At 69.9% G+C, this 23527-nt stretch carries 22 protein-coding genes and 1 tRNA gene; 14 read left to right on the forward strand and 9 right to left on the reverse strand.

The window, feature by feature from the left end; translation table 11 throughout:
* Positions 1 to 3: 3 nt before the first annotated feature.
* Both dprA and H5368_RS10580 read right to left on the reverse strand, forming a co-directional pair.
* A complete protein-coding gene (gene dprA, locus H5368_RS10575) occupies positions 4 to 1152 on the reverse strand; it encodes a DNA-processing protein DprA (protein ID WP_182824383.1) in 1149 nt (382 codons plus the stop codon).
* Positions 1153 to 1229: 77 nt separating this feature from the next.
* Entirely contained in the window at positions 1230 to 2345 is a 1116-nt protein-coding gene (locus H5368_RS10580; RefSeq protein ID WP_182824385.1) for a LysM domain-containing protein, read from the reverse strand.
* Between the two features lie 191 nt (positions 2346 to 2536).
* Here H5368_RS10580 and def point away from each other — a divergent pair, with 191 nt between their 5' ends.
* From def to rsmB, 3 genes are read left to right on the forward strand one after another with little or no spacing between them, the layout of a single operon-like run.
* The gene (def, locus tag H5368_RS10585; RefSeq protein WP_182824387.1) at positions 2537 to 3052 is read left to right on the forward strand and encodes a peptide deformylase; all 516 of its coding nucleotides are present in this window, start codon (positions 2537 to 2539) and stop codon (positions 3050 to 3052) included.
* A 3-nt stretch (positions 3053 to 3055) separates the two neighbouring features.
* Positions 3056 to 3973, forward strand: coding sequence for a methionyl-tRNA formyltransferase (gene fmt, locus H5368_RS10590; RefSeq protein WP_182824389.1), 918 nt, complete (start codon positions 3056 to 3058; stop codon positions 3971 to 3973).
* On the forward strand, positions 3970 to 5262 hold the full coding sequence (gene rsmB, locus H5368_RS10595) for a 16S rRNA (cytosine(967)-C(5))-methyltransferase RsmB (RefSeq protein ID WP_182824391.1): 1293 nt from the start codon (positions 3970 to 3972) through the stop codon (positions 5260 to 5262). The genes fmt and rsmB overlap by 4 nt, the downstream gene beginning before the upstream one ends.
* A 23-nt stretch (positions 5263 to 5285) precedes the next feature.
* Here rsmB and H5368_RS10600 read toward each other — a convergent pair whose 3' ends face one another.
* Complete coding sequence (locus tag H5368_RS10600; protein WP_182824392.1) at positions 5286 to 6059, reverse strand: FkbM family methyltransferase; 774 nt, start codon at positions 6057 to 6059, stop codon at positions 5286 to 5288.
* 172 nt (positions 6060 to 6231) lie between these two features.
* Between H5368_RS10600 and H5368_RS10605 the strand changes: the two genes are divergently transcribed.
* From H5368_RS10605 to H5368_RS10615, 3 genes are read left to right on the forward strand one after another with little or no spacing between them, the layout of a single operon-like run.
* On the forward strand, positions 6232 to 6999 hold the full coding sequence (locus tag H5368_RS10605; protein ID WP_182824394.1) for a glycosyltransferase family 25 protein: 768 nt from the start codon (positions 6232 to 6234) through the stop codon (positions 6997 to 6999).
* 31 nt (positions 7000 to 7030) lie between these two features.
* Complete coding sequence (locus H5368_RS10610; protein ID WP_182824396.1) at positions 7031 to 7846, forward strand: glycosyltransferase family 2 protein; 816 nt, start codon at positions 7031 to 7033, stop codon at positions 7844 to 7846.
* 36 nt (positions 7847 to 7882) lie between these two features.
* Positions 7883 to 8920 (forward strand): CDP-glycerol glycerophosphotransferase family protein, encoded by a 1038-nt coding sequence (locus H5368_RS10615; RefSeq protein WP_182824398.1) that lies wholly within the window; start codon positions 7883 to 7885, stop codon positions 8918 to 8920.
* Between the two features lie 4 nt (positions 8921 to 8924).
* On the opposite strand, the gene H5368_RS10620 is transcribed toward H5368_RS10615, so the two are convergent.
* Genes H5368_RS10620 through H5368_RS10630 form a run of 3 tightly spaced genes read right to left on the reverse strand, consistent with a single transcriptional unit; the run spans position 8925 to position 11831 of the window.
* Positions 8925 to 10412 (reverse strand): PH domain-containing protein, encoded by a 1488-nt coding sequence (locus H5368_RS10620; RefSeq protein WP_182824401.1) that lies wholly within the window; start codon positions 10410 to 10412, stop codon positions 8925 to 8927.
* The gene (locus tag H5368_RS10625) at positions 10399 to 10914 is read right to left on the reverse strand and encodes a PH domain-containing protein (RefSeq protein WP_255486507.1); all 516 of its coding nucleotides are present in this window, start codon (positions 10912 to 10914) and stop codon (positions 10399 to 10401) included. The genes H5368_RS10620 and H5368_RS10625 overlap by 14 nt, the downstream gene beginning before the upstream one ends.
* Positions 10911 to 11831, reverse strand: coding sequence for a lauroyl acyltransferase (locus H5368_RS10630; protein WP_182824403.1), 921 nt, complete (start codon positions 11829 to 11831; stop codon positions 10911 to 10913). Before H5368_RS10630 ends, H5368_RS10625 begins: the two co-directional genes overlap by 4 nt.
* A 47-nt stretch (positions 11832 to 11878) precedes the next feature.
* On the opposite strand from H5368_RS10630, the gene dtd reads away from it, so the two are divergent.
* From dtd to H5368_RS10670, 8 genes are all read left to right on the forward strand, one after another.
* Entirely contained in the window at positions 11879 to 12319 is a 441-nt protein-coding gene (dtd, locus tag H5368_RS10635; protein ID WP_182824405.1) for a D-aminoacyl-tRNA deacylase, read from the forward strand.
* A 55-nt stretch (positions 12320 to 12374) separates the two neighbouring features.
* Positions 12375 to 14243, forward strand: a complete 1869-nt coding sequence (gene rpoD / locus H5368_RS10640) for an RNA polymerase sigma factor RpoD (protein WP_182824407.1) — start codon at positions 12375 to 12377, stop codon at positions 14241 to 14243.
* Positions 14244 to 14359: 116 nt separating this feature from the next.
* A complete protein-coding gene (locus H5368_RS10645) occupies positions 14360 to 15748 on the forward strand; it encodes an MBL fold metallo-hydrolase (protein WP_182824409.1) in 1389 nt (462 codons plus the stop codon).
* 169 nt (positions 15749 to 15917) lie between these two features.
* Complete coding sequence (locus tag H5368_RS10650) at positions 15918 to 16298, forward strand: hypothetical protein (RefSeq protein WP_182824411.1); 381 nt, start codon at positions 15918 to 15920, stop codon at positions 16296 to 16298.
* A 134-nt stretch (positions 16299 to 16432) separates the two neighbouring features.
* Positions 16433 to 16508: transfer RNA gene (locus tag H5368_RS10655), tRNA-Ile, on the forward strand.
* Positions 16509 to 16530: 22 nt separating this feature from the next.
* Positions 16531 to 17463 (forward strand): SOS response-associated peptidase family protein, encoded by a 933-nt coding sequence (locus H5368_RS10660; protein ID WP_182824413.1) that lies wholly within the window; start codon positions 16531 to 16533, stop codon positions 17461 to 17463.
* Positions 17463 to 17714 (forward strand): hypothetical protein, encoded by a 252-nt coding sequence (locus tag H5368_RS10665; RefSeq protein ID WP_182824415.1) that lies wholly within the window; start codon positions 17463 to 17465, stop codon positions 17712 to 17714. The genes H5368_RS10660 and H5368_RS10665 overlap by 1 nt, the downstream gene beginning before the upstream one ends.
* Positions 17715 to 17822: 108 nt before the next feature.
* Complete coding sequence (locus H5368_RS10670; protein WP_255486508.1) at positions 17823 to 19835, forward strand: serine hydrolase domain-containing protein; 2013 nt, start codon at positions 17823 to 17825, stop codon at positions 19833 to 19835.
* 63 nt (positions 19836 to 19898) lie between these two features.
* Here H5368_RS10670 and H5368_RS10675 read toward each other — a convergent pair whose 3' ends face one another.
* From H5368_RS10675 to H5368_RS10685, 3 genes are all read right to left on the reverse strand, one after another.
* A complete protein-coding gene (locus tag H5368_RS10675) occupies positions 19899 to 20855 on the reverse strand; it encodes an ADP-ribosylglycohydrolase family protein (protein ID WP_182824417.1) in 957 nt (318 codons plus the stop codon).
* A 27-nt stretch (positions 20856 to 20882) separates the two neighbouring features.
* Positions 20883 to 21653, reverse strand: a complete 771-nt coding sequence (locus tag H5368_RS10680) for a DUF2189 domain-containing protein (protein ID WP_182824419.1) — start codon at positions 21651 to 21653, stop codon at positions 20883 to 20885.
* A 106-nt stretch (positions 21654 to 21759) separates the two neighbouring features.
* Positions 21760 to 23520 carry an exo-alpha-sialidase gene (locus tag H5368_RS10685; RefSeq protein ID WP_182824421.1) on the reverse strand — a complete coding sequence of 587 codons (1761 nt, stop codon included), beginning with the start codon at positions 23518 to 23520 and terminating at the stop codon, positions 21760 to 21762.
* Positions 23521 to 23527: the final 7 nt, after the last annotated feature.

Below are 23527 nucleotides of genomic sequence, written 5' to 3' on the forward strand. Positions count from 1 at the left end.
GCGTTACTGACAAGACTTTCGGGAATACCGTCCGTGTTCGACCGTGACGCGACCCTCAAGCTCCATGAGCAGCAGCATGGAGGACAGGTCCGCGGCCGTCAATCCGGTGCGCAGGCCCAGTTCATCCATACCGGTTGGGTCGTGACCCAGTGCCTGCCACAAGCGGTGGTGTTGATGGCTGGCGGGCGGGTCGTGTCCGGTCGGCGCCTCGCTGGCGCTCCCGGCCCCTGACATGGGGCTGGCCAGGCGACCGCGCAAGGCGTCACCGAGCACGGTGGCCAGCGGAGCCAGCGCGCCGACGACCTCGGCGGGGGTTTCGACCAGCGCGGCACCCTCGCGGATCAGGCGGTGGCATCCGCGCGCCATGGGGTTGTGGATCGAGCCCGGCAGGGCGAACACCTCGCGGCCACACTCCGCCGCCAGCCGCGCGGTGATCAGCGCCCCGGAGCGCCATGCCGCCTCCACCACCAGCGTGCCCAGCGTCAGGCCGGCCAGGATGCGGTTGCGCGCCGGAAACGCGCCCTTGCTCGGCGTGCTGCCGGGCGCGTGCTCGCTGATCACCGCGCCCGAGGCGGCGATGCGGCCGTACAGCGCGGTGTTGCGGCGCGGGTAGGGGTCGTCGATGGCCGTGCCGAGCACGGCCAGGGTGCGGCCGTCCGCCGCGGCCAGCGCGCCCTGGTGTGCGGCGGTGTCGATGCCGGCGGCCAGGCCGCTGGCCACGGCCAGCCCCGACGTCGCCATGGCGCGCGCGAAGTCGGAGGCATTCTTCAGCCCACCCGCGGTGGCCGTGCGGCTCCCCACCACGGCGACGCCCGGATGCCAGGCCAGCAACGGATCACCGGCGACGAACAGGGCCAGCGGCGGGCTGGCCACGCGCCGCAGGAGTGCCGGATAGTCGGGGTCGTGCCAGCCGACCACATGGTGCATTGGCATGGCCAGCCAGGCCTGCGCGAGCGCCACCTGGCCGCTGTCGGCACGCCCGGCAAGCACGGCGCGCTGCTCCCGATCGAGGCCGGCAGCGCGCCACGCGTCAGGCCCCGCGGCGAGCGCGGCGGCCGGGTCGCCATGCGCGTCCAGCAGCGCGCGCCGCGGTGCGCTGGCGCCGACGGCCACGACCAGGCGCAGCAGTGCGGTGGAAGCATCGGGATCCATGGCACCAGCGTGGCGCGCAAACAACGACGGCGCCCTCGGGCGCCGTCGCGTGGACCGGTCGGGGAAACCCCCCGCCGTCAGTGCGTCGCGTCGGGGTGCTTGAGGTGGTAGCCGACGCGGCTCGGCTTGATGCTGTCCATCACCAGCCCGTAGCTCACGCGGTCGAAGGTGCGGAACACCATCACGTGGCCGGAGAACTCGTCGGGCAGGCGCACCTTGTTCTCGAAGAACACGGTGTCCTCGTCGCGGTCCAGGCCCTTGTGCACGCGGTCGATGGTGTTGGTGCCTTCGCGCCAGATCGAGAACACGGTGCCGTTGTCGACGCCCTCGCGGGCGCCGACCGACAGCGCCACCACGTCGCGCGGGCCGCCCGAGGTCAGCATGTCGGTGACCGCGAGCACGCGCGCCTTGCCATACGCGGTCTGCTGCGCAGGCGGGTGCGGGAAGAACTGCAGGTCGTAGGGCTGCACGTCGACCGGCACCAGGCGGTCGCCGATGCGGACCTCGCGGCCCTCCTCGTCGAGCAGCAGGGTGCTGGCCTGGATGCCGTCCACCTCGCCGCGGGTCACGGTGCCGGCGGTCACCCGCATCAACTCGTGGCCCAGCACTTCCTGGCCCTTGTCGGGCATCACCACGTTGGCCCAGTAGCGGCCCCAGTCGACCTGGTGGCGGCCGGTCGCGTCGAGGTCGTCACGGCCGAAGGTGTCGCAGCACAGGCCCGCGCGCAGCAGGTGCGTATAGCGAACGGTCGGGCGCAGCACGGTGTAGCGGGCACCCGGGCTGGCACCGGCCAGGCCCTTCACGTAGGCCACCTGGCCACGCGAGGCGCGCAGGCGGTCTTCCTCGAGGCCGACCACGTAGGGCATGTGGTCGAAGCCGTCGACGATGCGCAGGTCCTTGAGGAACGGCTCGACCTCGGACAGCGGGATGGCGTTGATAGGCGCGCCTTCGGTCCGCGGGCCGGCGGTGAGGCCGACGCGGTTGAGGTACGCCAGGCTGATCACGTCACCCGGATAGATGAGGTGCGGATTGCGGATCTGCGGATTGGCCTGCCAGATCTCCGGCCACAGCCAGGGCTTCTGCAGGAACTGCCCCGCGATGTCCCAGAGCGTGTCACCACGCTGCACGACATACGTGTCCGGGTGGTCGCCACGCAGCCCCTGGGCTGCCGCGAACGTGGTCACTGTGAGCATCGCTACCGCAATACCCGTGCGTAGCGCGTTCGAAAGGCGCTGAAGCTTGCCGGCCATCTACCTGTCCCCTTGGAGATTTCCCCATATAGCGCGGGCACTATAGACCACAGGTGCCAACCCGGCGCAAGCCTGCCGGCGTTACAATGATCGACCGTGCCGCACGGTTGTGACGGCTGCCACCCTTTACCGCCATGTCCCTGATCCCGATCCTCGAACTCCCGCATCCGCACCTGCGCAAGGTCGCCGCCGACGTCGGCGCGGACCGCACCGGCGACGCCGCATTCCAGCGCCTGCTCGACGACATGTTCGAGACCATGTATGCCGCGCCGGGCATCGGCCTGGCATCCACGCAGGTCGACGTGCACGAGCGTTTCATGATCGTCGATGTCACCGATGGTCACGAACAGCCGCTGGTGTTCATCAATCCGGTGATCCGCAAGCGCTCGGCGGAACTGCGCGTGCACCAGGAAGGCTGCCTGTCGATCCCGGGCATCTTCGCCGATGTCACGCGCGCCGACGGCATCGAAGTGGAAGCGCTCGACCGCCATGGCAAGCCGTTCGTGCTGGCGGTCGACGGCCTGCTCGCGACCTGCGTGCAGCACGAGGTCGACCACCTCGACGGCAAGCTGTTCATCGACCACCTCTCGCCGCTCAAGCGCGAACGCGCGCTGAAGAAGTACGACAAGCTCCGCCGGCAGGGCGACTGAGCCGTGCGCATCGTTTTCGCCGGCACCCCGGCCTTCGCGGTGCCCGCGCTGCGCGCGGCCTGCGCCCGCGGCGAGGTGGTGGCGGTGTACACGCAGCCCGACCGGCCCGCCGGTCGCGGCCGCGGCGTGCAGGCCTCGCCGGTCAAGCGCGAGGCGCTGGAGCGCGGGATACCCGTGCTGCAGCCGGACTCACTGAGAAACCTGCTGGCGCGCGACACGCTGCGCGCGCTGAAGCCCGATCTCATGGTCGTCGTCGCCTACGGCCTGCTGCTGCCGCAGAAGATCCTCGACATCCCGGCGCTCGGCTGCTGGAACGTGCACGCCTCGCTGCTGCCGCGCTGGCGCGGCGCGGCGCCGATCCAGCGTGCGATCGAAGCCGGCGACGCCGAGACCGGTGTGTGCCTGATGCAGATGGAGAAGGGCCTCGACACCGGTCCGGTGCTGCTGTCGCAGACGCTGGCCATCGGCGAGGACGAGACCGGTGGTCAGCTGCACGATCGCCTGTCCGGACTCGGCGCGCAGGTGCTGTCCGACGGACTCGGCCTGCTGCGCGCAGGCATGCGCCCGGTGGCGCAGCCGCAGCCCGTCGCCGGCGTCACCTATGCGCACAAGCTCGACAAGGCCGAGGCGCGCCTCGACTGGTCGCAGCCGGCGGACGTGCTGGCGCGCAAGGTGCGTGCGTTCAACCCCTGGCCGATGGCCGAGGCCACGCTGGCCGGCGAGCGCCTGCGCATCCACGGCGCGGTCGCGCTCGCGCTGGAGCACGGCGTCGCCCCCGGCCGCGTGCTCGCCGCCGGCCGTGACGGCATCGATGTCTCCTGCGGCGACGGCGCGCTGCGCATCCGCGTGCTGCAGCGCGAAGGCGGCCGCGCGATCACCGCCGCCGATTTCCTCAACGCCCGCCGCGACCTCGCGCCATGAGCGGTGCCGAGCCGCGCGCCAGCGCCGCGCGCGTGCTCGACGCGGTCCTCAACCGTGGCCGCTCGCTGAAGACGGAGCTCGCCCGGGCCCTGCCCCCGCTGCCGGACACCCGCGACCGCGCCCTGGTGGAAGCGATCTGCTTCGCCGCGCTGCGCCAGCACGCGCGCGCCGATGCCGCGCTGGCGGCCTGGATCCCCAAGCCGCTGGGCCAGCGCGACGGTGACCTGCGCGCACTGCTGCACGCCGGCTTCGCGCAGCTCGATCCGCTTGGCCTGGCGCCGCACGCCGCGCTCGCCGCCACGGTGGATGCCGCGCGCCTCATCGGCCGCGCGCACCAGGCCAGGCTGGTCAACGCCCTGCTGCGCCGCGCGCAGCGCGAAGGCCTGCCGGCGGTGGCCGCGGATGCGGCCTGGCCGGCATGGCTGCGCGACCAGGTACGCGGCGACTGGCCGGCCGATGCCGACGCGATCTTCGCCGCCAGCGCGCTGCCCGCGCCCACCTGGCTGCGGGTCAACCGCCAGCGCGGCGACCGCGACACCAGCCTGGCCCGCCTGCGCGAAGCCGGCATCGACGCCGCCGCGGTGGACGGCATGCCCGACGCGCTGCGCATCGAAGGGTCGCTGCCGGTGGCCATGCTGCCCGGCTTCGCCGAGGGCGTGCTGTCGGTGCAGGACGGCGCCGCGCAGCGGGTCGCCGACGTGCTCGCACCCGCCGCGGGTGCACGCGTGCTCGACGCCTGCGTGGCGCCCGGCGGCAAGTCCGCGCAGCTGATGGAGCGCGACCCGGGCCTGCGCCTGGTCGCCCTCGACATCGACCCCGCGCGCCTCGGCAAGGTCCGCGAAGGCTGGGCGCGCATCGGCGTCGGCGCCGGTGCCGAACTGCGCGCCGCCGATGCCTGCGACACCGCCAGCTGGTGGGACGGCACGCCGTTCGACGCCGTGCTGCTCGATGCCCCGTGTTCGGCGACCGGCATCGTCCGCCGGCAACCGGACGTGTTGCTGCATCGCCGCCCCGAAGACCTGGCTTCGCTGATCGCCTTGCAGTGGCGATTGCTGGACGCGTGCTGGAAGGTGCTGAAGCCCGGCGGCGTGCTGGTGTACGCGACCTGTTCGATCCTGAAGGACGAAAACGAACGACAGGTCGCGGCCTTTCTCGCCCGCACCCCCGATGCGCACGCGGACCCGCTCGACGATCGCCATGGCCATGCCGCCGGTCCCGGGCGGCAACGCCTGCCGGGCGAACAGGGCATGGATGGCTTCTTCTACGCCCGGTTGACGGGCGCCGGCTGAATTCGGCGCGTGGCAGGCTAACGTCAGTCGAGACGCGTTATCGGGAAGCCGCACCTGGACAGATAGACGTTTTCCCCCTGGCTCCATTCGTGGTCGAATCCGTTCGAGCCAGCGTAGAAGCTGCGATTGCAGCCTGGCTTCATGCGCTCATGGAGCTCCACGATGATCGAGTCGACCGAGTCGATCCACGCGGAAGTGTCGGAGAAGACTTCCTTTTCCGCGCCTTCGATGTCCACCTTCAGGATGTTCACTCTCTCGAGGCCGTAATCCTCGATGATCCTGTCGACGGTCATGGCCTTGACCGCGTGGCAGACGTTGCCCGGCGATTCACCGGACGACTGCTTCCCGTCGGTCATGAAGCCCCATTTTCCGAGTCCCGGATCCACCAGGTTTATTTCCTCGTTCCTGTTCCACAGCGCGGCCTGGAGGGGAATGATGTTCGGATAGGAGGATGTGTTTTCCTTCAGGAGCTCGAAATTGCTCTCCTCGGGTTCGATGGCGATGATCTTCGCGTCAGGGTACTTGTTCGCGAAATAAACCGATGCCAGGCCTATGTTGGCGCCCGCGTCGATGATTACCTCGGGCGCCCTTTCCGTATGGAAGGCGTATTCCTGGTCGATGAAGACCTGCCGGTACGTCGGCACGTCCGACGAGGGGATGCGCAGCAGAATCGGGTGCCTGAGGTGGCTCTTCTTCAGCTCCAGCTTCACGACCGAGTTCGTGGCGCCGGCTCGTGCGGCAGCCAGGATTCCCGGAAGCCCCGCGGCCGTGAGATACGTTCTGATTTTCCGCAGCATGGTGTTTCCTGTCGTGGTCTTCCTTTCATGCGCTTGGCCGGGATGCGCGGTCACGCATGGTGCGGGTATGCTGCATGCCCGTGGCCGATCCGCCTGGCTTGTACGCGCACATTCAGTGGTGCCGAATGTATAACAAGTGGAGCGATTCCCTGGCATTCGAGTGCCGTCATTGGTGCAGGACGCACGCTGCGTGACGGATTTGGCGCTGCATGTGGTCAATTTGCCGCGCTCGACCGAGCGCCGCGCATCGATGCAAGCGCAGGCTGCCGCGCTGGGATTGTCGCTGACGTTCTTCGAGGCCGTGGATGGCGGCGCTTCCCATCCCCTGTTCGCGCGGGTTCATGCCGGCAAGCGGCAGGCCCGCAAGGGCAGGCCGTTCCGGCCGGGCGAAATAGGCTGCTGGGCCAGCCATTACCTGCTCTGGCAACAGTGCGTCGCAAGCGGAAAGCCGATGATCGTTCTCGAAGACGACATCCTTCTGGACCCGCGCTTTCCGGAACTGCTGCATGCCTTGCCTCTGGTACCCGCGGAGGTCGGGTATTTCCGCCTGCACGCGGCCAACCGGGCCAGCGTGCCCTGGCGACGCTTCGGGGGCTTCGTCCTGCATCGCTACTGGCGCAGCCCGATGTGCACGTTGGGCTACTACCTGACCCCGGCGGCGGCGGAGCGATTCCTGCGCCATGCCACTGAGTGGGTACTGCCGGTCGACGATTACATGGACCTGGCGTGGCTGCACGGCGTGGAGTGCCTGGGCCTCAAGCCCGGCGTGGTGTCCGGCGGCAACGCATTCGATTCGACCATCCGGGTCGATGGCAGGAAAAAGGCCGGCGTGAGCGTGACCGGGTGGGTGACGCGCGAGGCCTACCGCGCCTGGCTGAGCCTGCGCTGGTTCCTGCACAACCTGCCTGCGCGCCTGCGCCGGAGCGCACCGCCGGACTGAGGCCGGCGCGGGAGTGATCTAGAATGGCGGCATGTCTGTGCTGCCGCTTTCCCTCGTCGTCATCACCCACAACGAATCGGCCAACATCGCCCGTTGCCTGGACAGCGTGCCGTTCGCGGCCGAGAAGGTGGTCATCGACAGCGGCAGCGACGACGACACGGTGGCCATCGCGCGCGCCCACGGCGCACGCGTGGTGCACCAGGAGTGGCTGGGCTTCGGCGCGCAGCGCAACTTCGCCACTACCCAGGCCACCCATCCGTGGATCCTGGTCCTCGACGCCGACGAATACCTCAGCCCGGAACTGGCCGCAGAGCTCGCTGAAAGCCTGCCCGCGGTGATCGCGGGCGACGCCGCGGTCGGCATCCTGCGCCGTCGCACCCTGTACATGGGCGCGCCGATGCGCTGGTACCGGCCGATGGTCGGCGAGCGCCTGGCGCGGCTGTACCACCGTGAGCGCGCGCGCTGGAGCGACGCGCGCGTGCATGAATCGCTGCGCTGGGATGGCCGCGTCGAAACCTTCGCCGCGCCGTTCGAGCACCTGCACAACCCGACCCTGCCGCACAAGCAGCTGAAGGTGCTGCGCTACGCCGAACTGAAGTGCCGCGACTGGCTGGAGCGAGGTCGGCCGGCGCGCGTGTGGATGGCGCCGCTGGTGTACGTCGCATCCTTCGCCAAGGAAGCGCTGCTGCGGCTCGCGCTGCTCGACGGCTGGCGCGGCCTGGTGGTGGCGCACACCGCCGCGAGCTACGCGGTCTACAAGCGCATCCGCTACTACGAGATGGTGCGCAATCCCGATTCCGTCGAGCAGGCGCGCGCGGTGCTGCAGCGCCACGGCCTCGACCGCTAGCCTGCCGCCAGGCACCGCATCCAGGACCCGACTCCGATGACCGAGCCGCGCCACTACCTGCTGTATGGCTCCGAGCGCTACGCGCTGGCGATCCTGCGCCCGCTGCAGGACGCCATCCGCGCCCGCGGCGACCATGCCGCCTGGTTCTTCGACGGGCCGGGGGCCGAGGACCTGGTGGACGGCGAGGTGTTGCTCGACGTCGCCGGCGTGCGGTGCTGGCGGCCCGAGGCGGTGTTCACGCCCGGCAACCACCTGCCGCACTTCTTTCCCGGCGTGAAGGTGGAAGTGTTCCACGGCTTCGACGCCGGCAAGCCGCGGCATATCTACATCCGCGGGTTCTTCGACCTGTACTGCACCACGGGCCCGCGCGATACCGCGAGCTTCCAGGCGCTGGCCGATGCGCAGGGCCACTTCAGCGTCGCCGAGACCGGCTGGACCAAGATCGATCCGTTCATGCGCGCGATCGCTGGCGCGCTGCCGCCGGTGCGCGAGGTGCCGGTGATCCTGTACCACTCGACGTTCTCGCCATCGTGGAGCGCGGCCGAAACGCTGTACGAGGAAGTCAGGCGCCTGTCGCGCGACGGCCGCTGGTGCTGGATCGTCACCTTCCATCCCAAGATGCCGGCGGAGACGGTGGCGAAGTTCAAGGCGCTGCAGAACCAGCACCTCACGTTTGCCGAGAACGACAACATCCTCGAGCTGTTTCCTCAGGTCGACATGATGTGTTCCGACACCTCGTCCGCGCTCAGCGAGTTCCTGCTTACCGGCAAGCCGGTGGTGACGTTCAGGAACCGCCGTCCCGGGCCGCAGCTGATCGACATCGACGACGTGGCCGACTTCGAGCCGGCGATCGAGCGCGCGCTGTCGCGGCCGCCGGAGCTGATGGCGGCGATCCGTGAATTCGCCGACGCCATCCACCCCTATCGCGACGGCCGCAGCAGCGAACGCGTGCTGGCGGCGGTGGATGCCTTCATCGCGCGCGGCGGGCGCAACCGCAGGCCCAAGCCGCGCAACTGGTGGCGCAAGTTCAAGCTGCGCCGGCGCATCGGCTACTGGGGTCCGGCCCGCTGGTAAGCAGTCACCAGCGCAGCGGCCGCCGCGCGACCTCGCGCGCCAGGCGCGCGTGCAGCGCGCGTGCTTCGGCCAGCGGCACCAGGCGCAGGCGCAGCGGGGGCGACATGGCGCCGGCGCCGGCCGTATCCAGCCACAGCGTGGCCATGCCGAAGCGGCGGTCCAGCGGCGACTGGCGCAGCTCCAGCGCCTGCAGCTTGTCGATCTCGGCAAAGCGCCAGTGGCGCGACCACCAGCCTTCGCGCACCGCCACCAGGCGCGCGTCGCAGGCGTAGCCGGCGCGGCGTGCGTGCTGGCGCGCGGCGTACACCGCCCACGGCGCCCAAGCCAGGGCCACCAGCCCCCACGGGCCGAAGCGCCAGTACGCGACGGCCGCGGCCACGGCCGCCAGCAGCACGCCGGGCAGCATGAGGCGCTGCCAGGCGCGCGGGTGCAGCGGCTGCCAGGCCGCCGGCGGCCAGGCGATGCCGGGCAGCACGTCGCGCACCAGTGCATCGCAGGCGTCGGGCGTCGCGATGGGCGCCAGTTCGCGCAGGCTGCGCTGCTCGCCTTCCTGCTGCTGGCCGGCCGCGGTGTCCACCTGCAGCGCGCGCCGCCGCAGCAACCGGTGCGGCAGGCCTTCACGCAGTGTCCAGGCCTGGATGCGGCGGCGCGAGGCGCTGGTGCGGATGCGCGTCAGAAGCCCCCGTTCCACCGTCAGCCGGCGGCCATGCACCTGCAGCGTGAAGCCGTGGAACTGCAGCACCGCCAGCAGCACCGACAGGAGCCGCAGCACCACCAGCGCCAGCAGCACGATGCCCGCGACCGCGGCGGCCTGGCCGGCCCAGCCAATGGTCAGGTGGCTGGCGTAGCCGAAGGCGCGTTCGCCGGCGTCCTGCACCAGGCGCGTCATGGCGCGGTCCGGGAATGCCTGCCAGGCCAGCGCGAACGCGCCCGCCACCACCACCATGCCGCGGTTGCTGGCCAGGCCCAGGCGCACCACCTCGGCGGTCGGCAGCGCCAGCAGCAGCGTGGCATCGGCGGAGGCCTCAGCCTGCGCCGTGCCGCCCACATGCGACGCCGCGCCGCGATCGCGGATCAGGCGCTCCAGCGCCAACGCCTCGTCCAGGCGCAGCACGCGCATCTCGGCCTCGGCCTTGCCGCCGGCCGCCGATTCCAGGCGCACCTCGGCCACGCCGAACATGCGGTGCAGCAGCGACTGGTGCAGGGCGACGTTGTGGATGCGCGCAAATGGGATCTGCCGCACCTTGCGCTCCAGCAGCCCTTCGCGCACCACCAGGCGGTCTTCGTCGACCCGATAGCGGTAGGTGAAGTACTGCCAGAGCGAGGCCAGCGCCAGCGCCGCCACGCCGATCAGCGGCCACAGCGCGTTGCCGTCGCCTCGGCCCACGAACACCAGCGCCAGCAGCGGGATGATGAACTGCTTGAGCTGCTGCACCAGCACGAACAGCCACGACCAGGGATGCAGGCGGCGCTCGGCCTCAGGCGTCGACATCGCCAGCGCCTGCGAAATGTCCGTCGTCGTCGTCGACCTGCTGCGCGAGGCGGTCGCGCAGGCGCTCGGCGTCCGCGGCATCCAGGCCCTGCACCGCGACCGCGCTGTCGCGGGTGCCGGCGGTGTGCACCACCAGCGTGGACAGCCCGAAGCGCCGCTCCAGCGGACCGCGCTTCAGGTCGACGTGCTGCACGCGCGTGCGCGGCACGCGGGTTTCGGCGTGCCACAGGCGCCCGCGCCGCCAGCCGAAGCCGGTGTCGTCGAGCAGCCAGCGCGCGTGGCGGAACTGGCGGTGCGCCAGCCACAGCCCGAAGCCGGGGAGCAGCACCAGGCTGGCCAGCGCCAGGCCCAGGGCAAGCCACTGCGTGTCGCGCAGCAGCAGTCCGATGGGGATCAGCGAACCCAGCGCCACCAGCCCGAAGCCGAGGCCATTGCCAAGCATGAACAGGGTGCGCGCGCGGCGCGGCAGGGGCTGCCAGCCGTCGTCGTCGGGGGTGGTCATCGCCGGCCATGCTCCAGGTCGCGGTAGGGATTGCCTTCGCCGCTGCCGGGCGGGCGCAGGGTGAAGCGCTTGTAGGTCCACTGGTATTGCGCCGGCGCGCGGCGTGCCATGTGCTCCACGCCGGCGTTCAGCGCCGCCACCGAGGCCTCGATATCGGCGCCGGAAAGCGCCGCGGACGCCGCGTCGAAACGCAGTGCGAAGCCCAGGTCGTCGTCGATGCGCTCGCAGCTCGCGAACAGCACGGTCGCCCCGCTGCGCTCGGCGAGCCGCGAGACCAGGGTCACGGTGAGCGCCTGGATGCCGAAGAACGGCGCGAACACGCCATCGCCGGCCTTCGGCTGCTGGTCCGGCAGGATGCCGACCACGCCGCCGGCCTTGAGCACCTTGAACAGCTGGCGGATGCCCGGGCCTTCGGCGCGGACCTGGGTGACCTGGTCGGCGTCGGCGCGCACCCGGCGCAGGAAGGCCTCGCCGACCGCCGAGTCCGGCGCCTTGTACAGGATCGCCAGCGGCGTGCGCGCGGCCAGCCACTGGTTCAGCAACTCCCAGTTGCCGTGGTGCGGCGCCACCACGATCACCCCGCGGCCCGCCGCCAAGGCGTCCTCGAACAGCTCCACGCCGGACTGCTCGCGGATCAGCGCCAGGTTCTCGGCGTGCGGGCGCGTCCACAGGCGCAGGGTCTCGAAGGCCTGGCGGCCGGTGGTGCGGATCACCTCGGCGTGCAGCGCGGCGCGCTCGGCGGCCGGCATGTCCGGGTACGCCAGCTCCAGGTTGCGCAGCGCCACAACGCTCTCGCGCACGCCCGCGGCGCGTACCAGCCGACCCAGGCCATCGCCCAGCGCGCGCTGCAGCGGCCACGGCAGGCGGCCGATCATGGTCGCCAGGGCGTGCAGGAGGCTTGCGAGGAACTCGGTCATGGCGCGAGTCTAGCCGGCCGCGTTCACATCCCCGAGGCCCGCCCGCCATGCTTCTGCTCCTGCAACGCGTCAGCGAGGCCCGCGTGGAGGTGGAGGGCGAGACGGTCGGTGCCATCGGCCCCGGGCTGCTGGTGCTGGCTGGCATCGAACCCGGCGACGGCGCCGCAGAAGTGGCGCGCATGGCGCCGCGCCTGCTCGCCTACCGGGTGTTCGCCGACGCCGAGGGGCGCATGAACCGCTCGCTGGCCGACACCGAGGGCGGGCTGTTGCTGGTCAGCCAGTTCACCCTGGCGGCCGACACCCGATCCGGGCTGCGGCCGGGCTTCAGTACCGCTGCTCCGCCGGCCCAGGCTGAACGGATCTTCGCCGAACTGGTGGCGGCGTTGCGAGCGTTGCACGCTCCGGGGGTGGAAATTGGCCGTTTCGGGTCCCATATGACGGTGAGTCTGGTCAATGATGGTCCAGTCACCCTGCTGCTGCGCACCTGAGCCCGCGTGGCGGCTGGTATAATTACGGGTTCACTTTGTTAATGGTGCGCGCCACATGGCGAACGAGCGTCCAGCCCCGCAGTCCGATATCAAGCTCCTGATCAGCAAGGGTCTTGAGCAGGGCTATCTGACCTACGCCGAAGTCAACGATCACCTGCCCGACGACATGGTCGATCCGGAGCAGATCGAAGACATCATCGGCATGATCAACAGCATGGGTATCCAGGTGCATGAAACCACCCCGGATGCCGAGACATTGCTGTTGGCCGGTGAATCGAGCGGCGGCCGCGAAGTCGACGATACCGCCGCCGAAGAAGCCGCGGCCACGCTGACCGCGCTCGACGGCGAAGGCGGCCGCACCACCGACCCGGTGCGCATGTACATGCGCGAGATGGGCACGGTGGAACTGCTGACCCGCGAGGGCGAGATCGCCATCGCCAAGCGCATCGAGGAAGGCCTGAACCAGATGCTGGCCTCGCTGGCCAGTTTCCCGTGGTCGGTGCAACTGCTGCTCGAGGACTACGAGCTGCACAAGGGCGGCAAGAAGCGCCTCGCCGAGATCGTGGTCGGCTTCACCGACGGCCTCGACGATCCGCCGCCGCCTGCACCCGCGCCTGTCGTGGTTGAAGCCGCCGTGGCCGCCGACGGCGATGCCGAAGTCGAAGAGGACGATGCCGCCGACGAGACCGAGGACGAGCCCGCGCCCACCGGCCCGGACCCGCTCGAGGTCGCGCGCCGCATGGAAGAACTGGCCACGCTGTACGGCAAGTTCCAGCGCTCGGTCGCCAAGAACGGCGCCACCGGCAAGCCGGTGATCAAGCTGCGCGAGGAGATGGCCGCCATCTTCACCAGCTTCAAGCTGCCGCTGCCGATCACCGACACCCTGGTGCGCAAGCTGCGCGAGGTGGTGGGTGAGATCAAGGACCACGAGCGCCGCATCCTCGACCTGTCCACCCGCGTCGCCAAGATGCCGCGCAAGGACTTCATCCGTGCGTGGGACGGCAACCAGACCAACCTCGAGTGGGTCGACGAGGTGCTCAAGCGCAAGCAGAAGTGGTCCAGCGGCATGCGCGAGGTCAAGGACCAGGTGATCGCCTCCCAGGAAGCCACCATCGCCATCGAGAAGGCGATGATGGTGACGCTTGCCGACCTGCGCGAGATCAACCGCGCCATGGCCTACGGCGAGGCCAAGGCCCGCAAGGCCAAGAAGGAAATGGTCGAGGCCAACCTGCGCCTGGTCATCTCCATCGCCAAGAAGTACACCAACCGCGGCCTGCAGTTCCTCGACCTCATCCAGGAAGGCAACATCGGCCTGATGAAGGCCGTGGACAAGTTCGAATACCGTCGCGGCTACAAGTTCTCGACCTATGCCACCTGGTGGATCCGCCAGGCCATCACCCGCTCGATCGCCGACCAGGCGCGCACCATCCGCATCCCGGTGCACATGATCGAGACGATCAACAAGTTGAACCGCATCTCCCGCCAGATGCTCCAGCAGTTCGGCCGCGAGGCCACGCCGGAGGAGTTGGCGAAGGAGATGGACATGCCCGAGGACAAGATCCGCAAAGTCATGAAGATCGCCAAGGAGCCCATCTCCATGGAGACCCCGATCGGCGACGACGAGGACTCCCACCTGGGCGATTTCATCGAGGACACCAACGTGGAGTCCCCGATCGAGAACACGGTCAACATCAACCTGTCGGAAACGGTCCGCGACGTGCTCGCTGGCCTGACCCCGCGGGAAGCCAAGGTGCTGCGCATGCGCTTCGGCATCGACATGAACACCGACCACACCCTCGAGGAAGTCGGCAAGCAGTTCGATGTCACCCGCGAGCGCATCCGCCAGATAGAGGCCAAGGCGCTGCGCAAGCTGCGGCACCCGAGCCGCTCGGAGCAGCTGCGGAGCTTCCTCGACATCGAGTGAGCCGCGACCGTGTGATGAAGAAAGGCGCACTCCGGTGCGCCTTTCTCTTGTCCGGGAGATGGTCGAGCGCACCGACCAACTCGACACCGGGTTGGCGGACGCGCTAGCGTGACGCGATGGACATCAGCTTCCACGGCGCCGCCGGCGGCGTTACCGGTTCCTGCCACGTGCTCCGCGTCGGCGGCCACCAGCTGCTGCTCGACTGCGGCATGTTCCAGGGCCGGCAGGAGGAAGAAGCCCACAACCATGATCCGTTTCCCTTCGACGCGGCCACGCTCGACGCCGTCGTCCTGAGCCACGCCCACATCGACCACAGCGGGCGCCTGCCGATCCTGGTGCGCCGCGGCTATCGCGGCCCGATCCACGCCACCCCGGCCACGATCGACCTCGCGCGCGTGCTGCTGCGCGATGCCGCGCACCTGCAGGAAGCCGACGCCGAACGCGACAACCGCCGCCGCCAGCGCCAGGGCAAGGCGCTGGTAAAACCGCTGTTCACCCGCGACGACGCCGAAGCCACGCTGCGGCTGTTCGCACCGCTCGAGTTCGACACCCCCACCGACATCCTGCCCGGCGTGCGCGTCACGCTGATCCCCGCCGGGCACATCCTCGGCGCCGCCAGCGTCGTCCTGGACCTGGAAGAGGAGGGTCGTCGCCGCCGGCTGGCCTTCAGCGGCGACATCGGACAGGACGACAGCTGCATGCTGCCGCCGCCGCGCCCGCCCGATCGCGCCGACCTCGTGCTGCTGGAAAGCACCTACGGCGACCGCAACCACCGCGCCCGCGCCGACACCCATCGCGAGATCGCCGAGGTGCTGGAAAGCGCCTGGCAAGCCGGCGGCAACCTGCTGATCCCCGCCTTCGCCATTGGCCGCACCCAGGAACTGTTGACGCTGTTCGCCCTGCACCGCGAGGAGTGGAACCTCGATCGCTGGCTGCTGTTCGTCGACAGCCCGATGGCCATCCAGGCCACCGCCGCGCACGTGCGCCATTCCGAACTGTTCAACGACCAGGCGGGCGCGCTGTTCGCCGGCCGCGACCTGCGCCAGCTGCTGCCCAACCTGCGCGAGACCGCCAGCACCGAAGAGTCGATGCGCCTCAACACCATCCGCCGCGGCGCGCTGATCATCGCCGGCAGCGGCATGTGCACCGGTGGCCGCATCCTGCACCACTTCCGCTACAACCTCTGGCGCCGCGAGTGCCGGGTGATGATCGTCGGCTACCAGGGCGAAGGCACGCTGGGCCGCAAGCTTGTCGATGGCGCCAGCGAAGTGCGCATCCACGGCGAGGACATCCGCGTCGCCGCCGGCATCCACACCGTCGGCGGCCTGTCCGCGCACGCCGGCCAGGACGAACTGGCCGCCTGGTACGGGGCCATCGAAGGCCGCCCGCCGCTGGTGCTGGTGCACGGCGAGGCGCGTGGCCGCGACGGGCTGGCTGCGCGGGTGCAGGCCGACTTCGGTGTTCACGCTCGACTGCCCGTGTATGGCGAGCGCATGGCGCTCTAGCACCCGCGCCGCGGCCGCGCGCTTGCCGGCAGACGGTCTTTCCAGTCGCCTCGCCACGTGAGCCGGTTCTGAATGGAGTCCCGAGTCGCGGGCGATCTTCGCGCCAAGCCGACACGTGCACAGACATTGTGCGTGCCACGGCGCAACACGGCGCCAGACAGGAGATCCCATGAACAGCACCGCCAAGACACTGCTCGCCCTCGGCTTCGCCACCGCGCTGGCCGCCTGCAGCAACCCCGACCAGGCCGCCAACTCGGCCCAGGACGCCGCCGAGTCGGCCAGCGAGGCCCACCAGGCCGCGCAGAACGCGTCGGCCACCGGCGACATGGCCGCCACCTCGTCCGCCCAGGCTGCGGCCGGCGCCGCTGACGCCGCCGCCGATGCCGCCGCCCATATCGCGGGGCAGGTGGACACCGGTGACGAGCTGACGCGTCGCGACGACCTCGCCGACGCCGCCGAGAAGGCCGCCGACGCGGCCGAGCAGGCGCAGGACGCGGCCGAAGAGGCGACCGCGGCGGCCGACGGCAAGAACAACACCGACGGCAACTGATCCAGTCGCGCAAACGACTCCCGTGGCGGCTCGGCAGCCGCGGGATCGGATCGCGCAGCCGTGCCCTGTCCTCGTCGTCAGGTCGCGGCTGCGCGATTTTTTGACTGAGCGGTGCCCGCTACAATCGTCGCCGCGGGCCTATAGCTCAATGGTCAGAGCAGAGGACTCATAATCCTTTGGTTCCAGGTTCGAGTCCTGGTGGGCCCACCAATCGCAGCCCGCAGGTGACTCCATGTGCTACTCAGCCCAGGTGCGCGCCGAGCACAGGAAGTTCCAGCGCCAGACCGGCGCCACGATGGAGCTCAAGGACTACGTCCGCCTGTACTGGTCGGACAAGGGCGACGCCGGCGCGAAGCGGCCGAAGGTGCCGCGGGCGCTGGAGATCGGTTTCCTGCGCGACGGCCCGCCCGAAATCGCCGACCTGATCCGCCAGTGGGACGCGCGCGAGATGTCCACGCTTGAGCAGGAACTGTTCAAACAGCGCAAGCGCGTGGCCGATGGCGAGCGCAGCCTGCAGGCCAAGGTGACGAAGAAGGCACAGGAAGACATGCGCATCGGCATGGCCAAGGTCGAACAGATCAGGGGCCGCATCGACGCGCTGAAACGCAGCGAGCCGAAGCCCGATGACGCGCGCATCTACCCCGGCCACTACACGCATGTGCTGGTCGGCGAGGGTGGCAAGCGGGTGATGCGCCCGATGCGCTACCAGTGCCGGCCCGCGGGAAAGCCGGCCTTCTACGACCGCAAGTTCCCGGGCACGTACAACGCGCGCCGCGACAGCTTGGAGGGCTTCTGGAAACCGCAGTTCGGCCGCCACCACGCGCTGATGGTGGCCGACGTGTTCTACGAGAACGTCGCAGCGCCCGACGGCCGCAACCAGGTGCTGGCCTTCACCCCGCGCACCGGCGAGCCGATGCTGATCGCCTGCCTGTGGTCGCACTGGACCGATCCCGCCGGCGTCGAGCCGGACCTCGACTCGTTCGCCGCCATCACCGACGACCCGGAGCCCGAGGTGGCCGCCGCCGGCCACGACCGCACCGTCATCAACATCAGGCCCGAGCACATCGATGCCTGGCTGAATCCGGATCCGGCCAACCTGCAGGCGCTGTACGCGATCTTCGATGATCGCCAGCATCCGTTCTACGAACACCGGGAGGCGGCGTGATGCGACACGAACTGAGCCGGGCGTTGGCCGGACTCGATCGCGGACTACGCCACGAGCACTGGCACGGGAAGACGTTCGCCGCGTTCTGGGACTGGTTCAACGCCAGTTCGATGGAGATCGAGGCACAGGCATCCGAAGCCGAGCGTGGACCGGTGCGCGCTGCCTTGCGCGACCTGCGGGCCAGCGCCGAAGACGCCGGCTATGCGGTGCCTGACGAGCGCCTTGGGGAAATCATCGAACCGCCCATGTGAGCCACCGGCACGGCCGCGCGCCCGGCTGGCGCAGGTCCGGCGCACGGCGAATTGTCGCCGCGCCCATTTGGGCGCAAGCTCGCCCGGCCATCAACGGGGAGAGCGGGAATGCGCATCGGGTCGAAGCGGGCGGCGCTGGCCGTCGCACTGGCTGTCATCGTTGCAAGCAACATGGGGCACGCAGCAGACGGAGCCACGTCCGGGCCCGCAACCACGCCCACGGCCGGCGCAGAGGCCTCGTCCGAGTCGCCCTCGGCCACCCCGCGTGGCACCACCTTCGTGCTGCCAGGTGGCTGGGCGCAACGCGTGCAGGGCAACGCGGTGTTCGTGACGCCGCCGGAAGCCGATGGCTCGCGCATCGTGATCGTCGATGCCGCTGCGGACACCGCGGATGCGGCGATCGCGGAAGCCTGGGCCATCGCCGCAATGACGCCGAAGTTCCTCGTCGCCACCGATGCCGCGCCGCGCGACGGCTGGGAGCATCGCCGGTTCTACGAGTACGACGTCGCCGCGAACGCCAAGCGCATGGTCAGCGGCGCCGCCTATCGGCGCGGCGACGCATGGACCGTGGTGCTGGCGGACGTCGACCAGGCCATCGCCGAGAAGCGCGGCTCCCAGCTCGGCAAGATCTACCAGCGCCTGCAGCCGGCGGGTTACACCCGCGAGTCCTTCGCCGGCCGCACCGCGCACAAGCTCGATGCCGCCCGCCTTCGGCAGGTGGCGGACTTCGTGGAACGCATGCGCAAGGATTTCGACGTGCCCGGCGTGGCCGTCGGCATCGTGCAGGACGGCGAGGTGGTGCTGTCTCAGGGCTTTGGCGTGCGCGAGCTTGGCAAGCCGGCGCCTGTCACCGGCGACACCCGCTTCATGATTGCCTCCAACACCAAGGCGCTGACCACGCTGATGCTGGCCAAGCTGGTGGATGCCGGCAAGCTGGACTGGAATGCGAAGGCGCGCGACATCTACCCGGCGTTCCGCCTCGGCGATGACGCCACCACCGACCAGGTGCTGGTGAAGCACCTGGTCTGCGCCTGCACCGGCGTGCCGCGCCAGGACTTCGAATGGCTGTTCGAAGGCGAGACGCAGACCCCGCAGACGGTGATGACCACGCTCGGCACCATGCAGCCGACCAGCGGATTCGGCGAGCTGTTCCAGTACTCCAACCCGATGGCCGCGGCCGCGGGTTACATCGGCGGCCAGGTCGCGCATCCCGGAAGCGAGCTCGGCGCCGGCTACGACCAGGCCATGCAGGAGCTGGTGTTCGATCCGCTCGGCATGCGCAACACCACCTTCGACTACTCGGCAGCGCAGACCGGTGACTTCGCCGCACCGCACGGCTACGACATCCGCCGCCAGGTCGAGGTGATGGGCATGGGCCTCAACGAGACCGTGCGCGCATCGCGCCCGGCCGGCGCTGCCTGGGGCACGGTCAACGACCTGCTGAAGTACGTGCAGATGGAAATCGACCACGGCAGCCTGCCCGACGGCAGCCGCTACATCGGCGAGGCCGCGCTGCTCGAGCGCCGCGAACCGCAGATCGCCACCGGCGTGGACCGCCATTACGCCATGGCGCTGGCGGTGGACCGCAGCGACGGCGTGACCGTGGTCGACCACGGCGGCGACATGGGCGGCTTCCACTCCAACATGATGTGGTGGCCCGAGCAGAAGGTCGGCGCGGTGATCCTCACCAACGCCGACGAGGGCGTGCACCTGCGAGGCCCGCTCAAGCGCCGCCTGATGGAGCTGATGTTCGACGGCGAACCGCAGGCCGAAGCCGTCGCCGCGGCCAACGCCAAGGCCAGCCGAGAAGGCTTCGCGGCGTTCGTCAAGCTGCTGCAGGTGCCGGCGGACGCGGACGCGCTCGCCGCACTGGCGCCGCGCTATCGCAATGCCGCGCTGGGTGACCTCGTTGTCACGCGCAAGGACGGCAAGGCCTGGTTCGACGTGGGTGCGTTCCAGTCGGAAGTGACGACGATGCCGCAGCCCGATGACAGCCTGGCATTCATGACGATCGATCCCGTGGCGATCGGGTTCCTGTTCACGCGCGCGGACGCGGATGGGGTGCGCAAGCTGGTGGTGCGCGATGGACAGCATGAGTACGTATTTGAGGGGGTGGAGTGAGCGAGGGGCACTCCTGGCCGCCGCGTGGAAAGCTGTGCCGGTGCGCTCGCGCCGAGAAATCCCCTAATGGATCGGGACGTCGAGAAACACCCCGAGGTCATCCCGCCCCCGCAACCCGCGCCACCATCGCCGAGGTATGCCCGCAAACCCATACCGCGCGCCCGCCACGCCACCCGCGATCGCCGCGGTGGTATCGGTGTCATTCCCGAACGCCACCGCCCGGCGCACGCAGCTTTCAAAATCATCCGTCCCGATGACCGCCGCCCGCGCCGACCACAACGAATCAACGACGTAGCCCGTGCCGTTGCACCGCGTGCCATGCACGGGATCGAGCACGAGCTCGACTTCTGGCGGCGGCATCGCCAGTAACGCCGCCAACCCGCGAAGCGTGGCCACCGCCTGGTCCCACGCATCATCCAAACCGGCAAGCGTGCGCCGCACCCACAGGCAGTACAGCGCACACGCGATCTGCGAGCGGGCGTGTCCATGGGTCGGCAGCGACTGCCGCATGGCAAGGCGGCACAACTCGTCGTCCGGTCCTGTGTGCCAGAGCGCGATCGGCAACACCCGCATCAGCGAGCCATTGCCGTTGTCACGCTCGCCGGCAGGTCCCGCCGACTCGGGCGGCACGCCCGCGCCAAGCCGGTCAAGCGCACGGCTGGTCTGGATGCCGATGTCGAAGACATCGCCATCGACAGCGCAGTAACCCTCGTCGCGCCAGCGCAGCAACCCTTCCGCAAAATCAGCGAGGTCCAGCCCGTCGCATTCGAACAGGCTGTAGGCAAGCACCAGCGCCTGCGCGCCATCGTCGCTCCAGGTACCGGGTGCGATGCGTGCGTGTGCACGACGGAATCCCACGGGCGGATCGAACTCGATCAGCTCCACCGGCGGCAATGCATGCGGCGGGTGGAACTCGTAGGGGACGCCCAGCGCATCGCCAACGAGCAGGCCGACAAGACTCCCGGCGATGCGATCACGGCGGCGCTGCTTCAGCGCCGTCGTCTCCTGTGATACCTGCATTCGCTCCCCCCGGGCGAGTGTGTGCAGCTAGTCTCGCAGCGCCCGATACGCATGCCAACTCGCATGCCCCAGCACCGGGTAGATCACCACCAGGCCGAGCAACGCGGTCGCGATGCCGATCGCCGTGAGTACCACGATCAGCAGCGCCCATGCGGCGCTCGCCACGGGGTGCCGCGACACCGCATGCAGGCTGCCGCGCATCGCGTCACCGGCGCTCAGGTGCCTGTCGAGCATCAGCGGCACGGCGATCACGGAGATGGCGAAGCTCAGCACCGCCAGCACGCCGCCCATCACGGCCCATGCGAACCATTGGCCGGACGACATCATCTGCAGGGTGTTGTCCCACAGCGTCTGTTCGACGGCGGGAGCCACCGGGCCCATGGTCGCGGTCAGCAGCCAGGTGGAGACCAGCAGCCAGACGGCCGCAATCGCCAGCAGGGTGATGGCGAAGTGCTCCAGCGCGGAGCGGTTGCGGCTGAGTGCGCGCAGCGAGGTGTCGAAGGTGGGCCTGTCGCCGGCCTCCATGGCGCGCGAGGCTTCGATCAATCCCGCGCCCAGGATCGGCCCGAGCAGCAGGAAGCCGGACACTGCCGCGGCAATGAAATAAGGGTGGTTGCCCAGTGCGAACACCAGCCAACCCATCACCGCCACCATCAGTCCGTAGGCGATGCCCAGGGCAGGTGCGCGCCGGAAATCACGGAAACCCCGCGCAAGCCAGCGCAGGGGTTCGGCAAGCGGGAGGTGTTGGGCAGCGTGGCCCGGATGCGAGGGCAGGGTGCCGGAATGCAGCGTCGCCATGGCGTACTCCTGGAAGGAAGGTACAGGCCTTGTCGACCGCGATTTTACCACCGCGGCCCGGCACCGGCGCACCGTCTGGCGCGGCCGCGTTCGCCTCCTGGGCTATTCAGCGCGCAGGATCCACCTCGCCGTAACGATTCATGCCCGAGCCACCATTCGAGCCCGCGTCGTACACGAAGCCATACACCTGGCGTCCGTCGGCGTTGCGGACCGGTCGGCCGCGCACCCACTGCGCGTTGACGTCGCCGACCTGCAGTTCGGCCGGCTGCCACTGGCCAGCAGCGGTACTCGCGGCATGGAAGATGCTGCCCGTTCCCTGCTCGATGAAGAGCACATGCACCTTGCCGTCCAGCGCGATCGCGTCCGCGCCGGTCTGGTCGGAATCGACCGCGTTCTGCACCACGCGCCGTTCGCTGACGCGCGTGGCCTTGCCGACGCGCGCGCGGGCGTCGATGCGCCGTTTCCAGAGGTGGCCGCTCGCCGTGCGGTACAGCACCGCGACGCTGTCGGTGTCCGGGAGGTACACCAGCGGCAGGATCGATCCCACGTCGCCCTCGCCCGTGGCCAGGTTGTCGGCGAGCTGTTGCCGCGGGCTGAGTTGACCATCCGCGGCGATGCGGCGGTACCAGGCGGTGCCGTCGTTGCCGGTGTAGGCCAGGTGCACCACGTCGTGCTTGCCGGTGGCCAGCATCGGCCCGGACAGGCCGCGCGCCGTGTGGGCATCGATGACCGTTTCCGCGCCCCACTGGCCGTCGCGCGTGCGGATCCGGTAGTGGATCCGCTGCGGTCCGCCATACACCCCCACCAGGCTGCCATCGGACCGGCTGGCCAGCGCGGCGACCTGGGTGGGTGGCTTGCCAGGTGCCGCCACCGGTTCGTCGCGGACGGCCCAGGTATCGGGATGCGTGGGGTGGTCGGAGGTGCGGAACGCGTGGTGCCAGACCTGCGCGGTCTGGTGGAGCATGTGCACGGTGTCGGCGGCGAACGCGGTGGCGAAGCCTTCGAGGTCGTCGGTGGCCGGCCGGTGCGCGCCGTCCACCTCGCGCCAGCTGCGGCCGCCGTCGCTGGACTTCACCATCATCAGCACGTTGGTGGTTTCGGCGGGTTCGATGACGAAGTACAGGTCACCGTTGGACGCCTGCCACGGGCCGATCGGGCCAGGCGTCTCCACGAACGTGCCGCCGAGGTGGAACGCCGGCACCTGCAGGGTGACCGCGGGTGCCACGTCGGCCTCGCATGCGCCACGGGTGTCGACCATGCGGAACTGGAAGCGGTCGCCGGTATCGTTGCTCGCCGCGCCGTCGGCGTAGCGGCGGATCACCAGCGGCCATTCCCATTCGGACTGCACGCCGGCGCCGGTGAAGGGTGGCGTCGTGGCCTCGTGCACCACGCCGGCACCGCCACCGAAGGCGGCGCGCGAGCCGGGCAGGAGGTCTTCGCTGCGATCGCCATGCGTGTACTCCTCGTTGGCCACCACGCTCACCGGCGGGGTCAGCAACGGGTAGGGCACATCGGCGGCCTCGATGTCGGTCCACGCGCCGTCGTTGCGCCGGTACTGCAGCCAGAACCTGCGCGCCAGGTCGGATCCGGTTTCCAGCTCGATGCGCAGACGGAACGGCTGGTCGGCGGTGACGGTTGCGCGTTCGTCGAGCGGGCCGGCCCAGCCCGTGTCGGCGTTGAGTTCGGCCTCGAAATCGGCGCGCACGCGGAACGCACGGTGGTGGCAGCTGGCGGCACTGTCCGTGGTCGAGGGCGCGTGCCCGCCGATGGTTGCCGATGGCCCCGGCCCGGGTTGCGCGCTGGCATTCAACGCGGCCGACATGGCCAGCATCAGGGTGGTCAGGGCAACGCGGCGGGGGCTGGGCATGGCATGG

Source organism: Luteimonas sp. MC1782 (assembly GCF_014164605.1).
Lineage (GTDB): Bacteria > Pseudomonadota > Gammaproteobacteria > Xanthomonadales > Xanthomonadaceae > Luteimonas.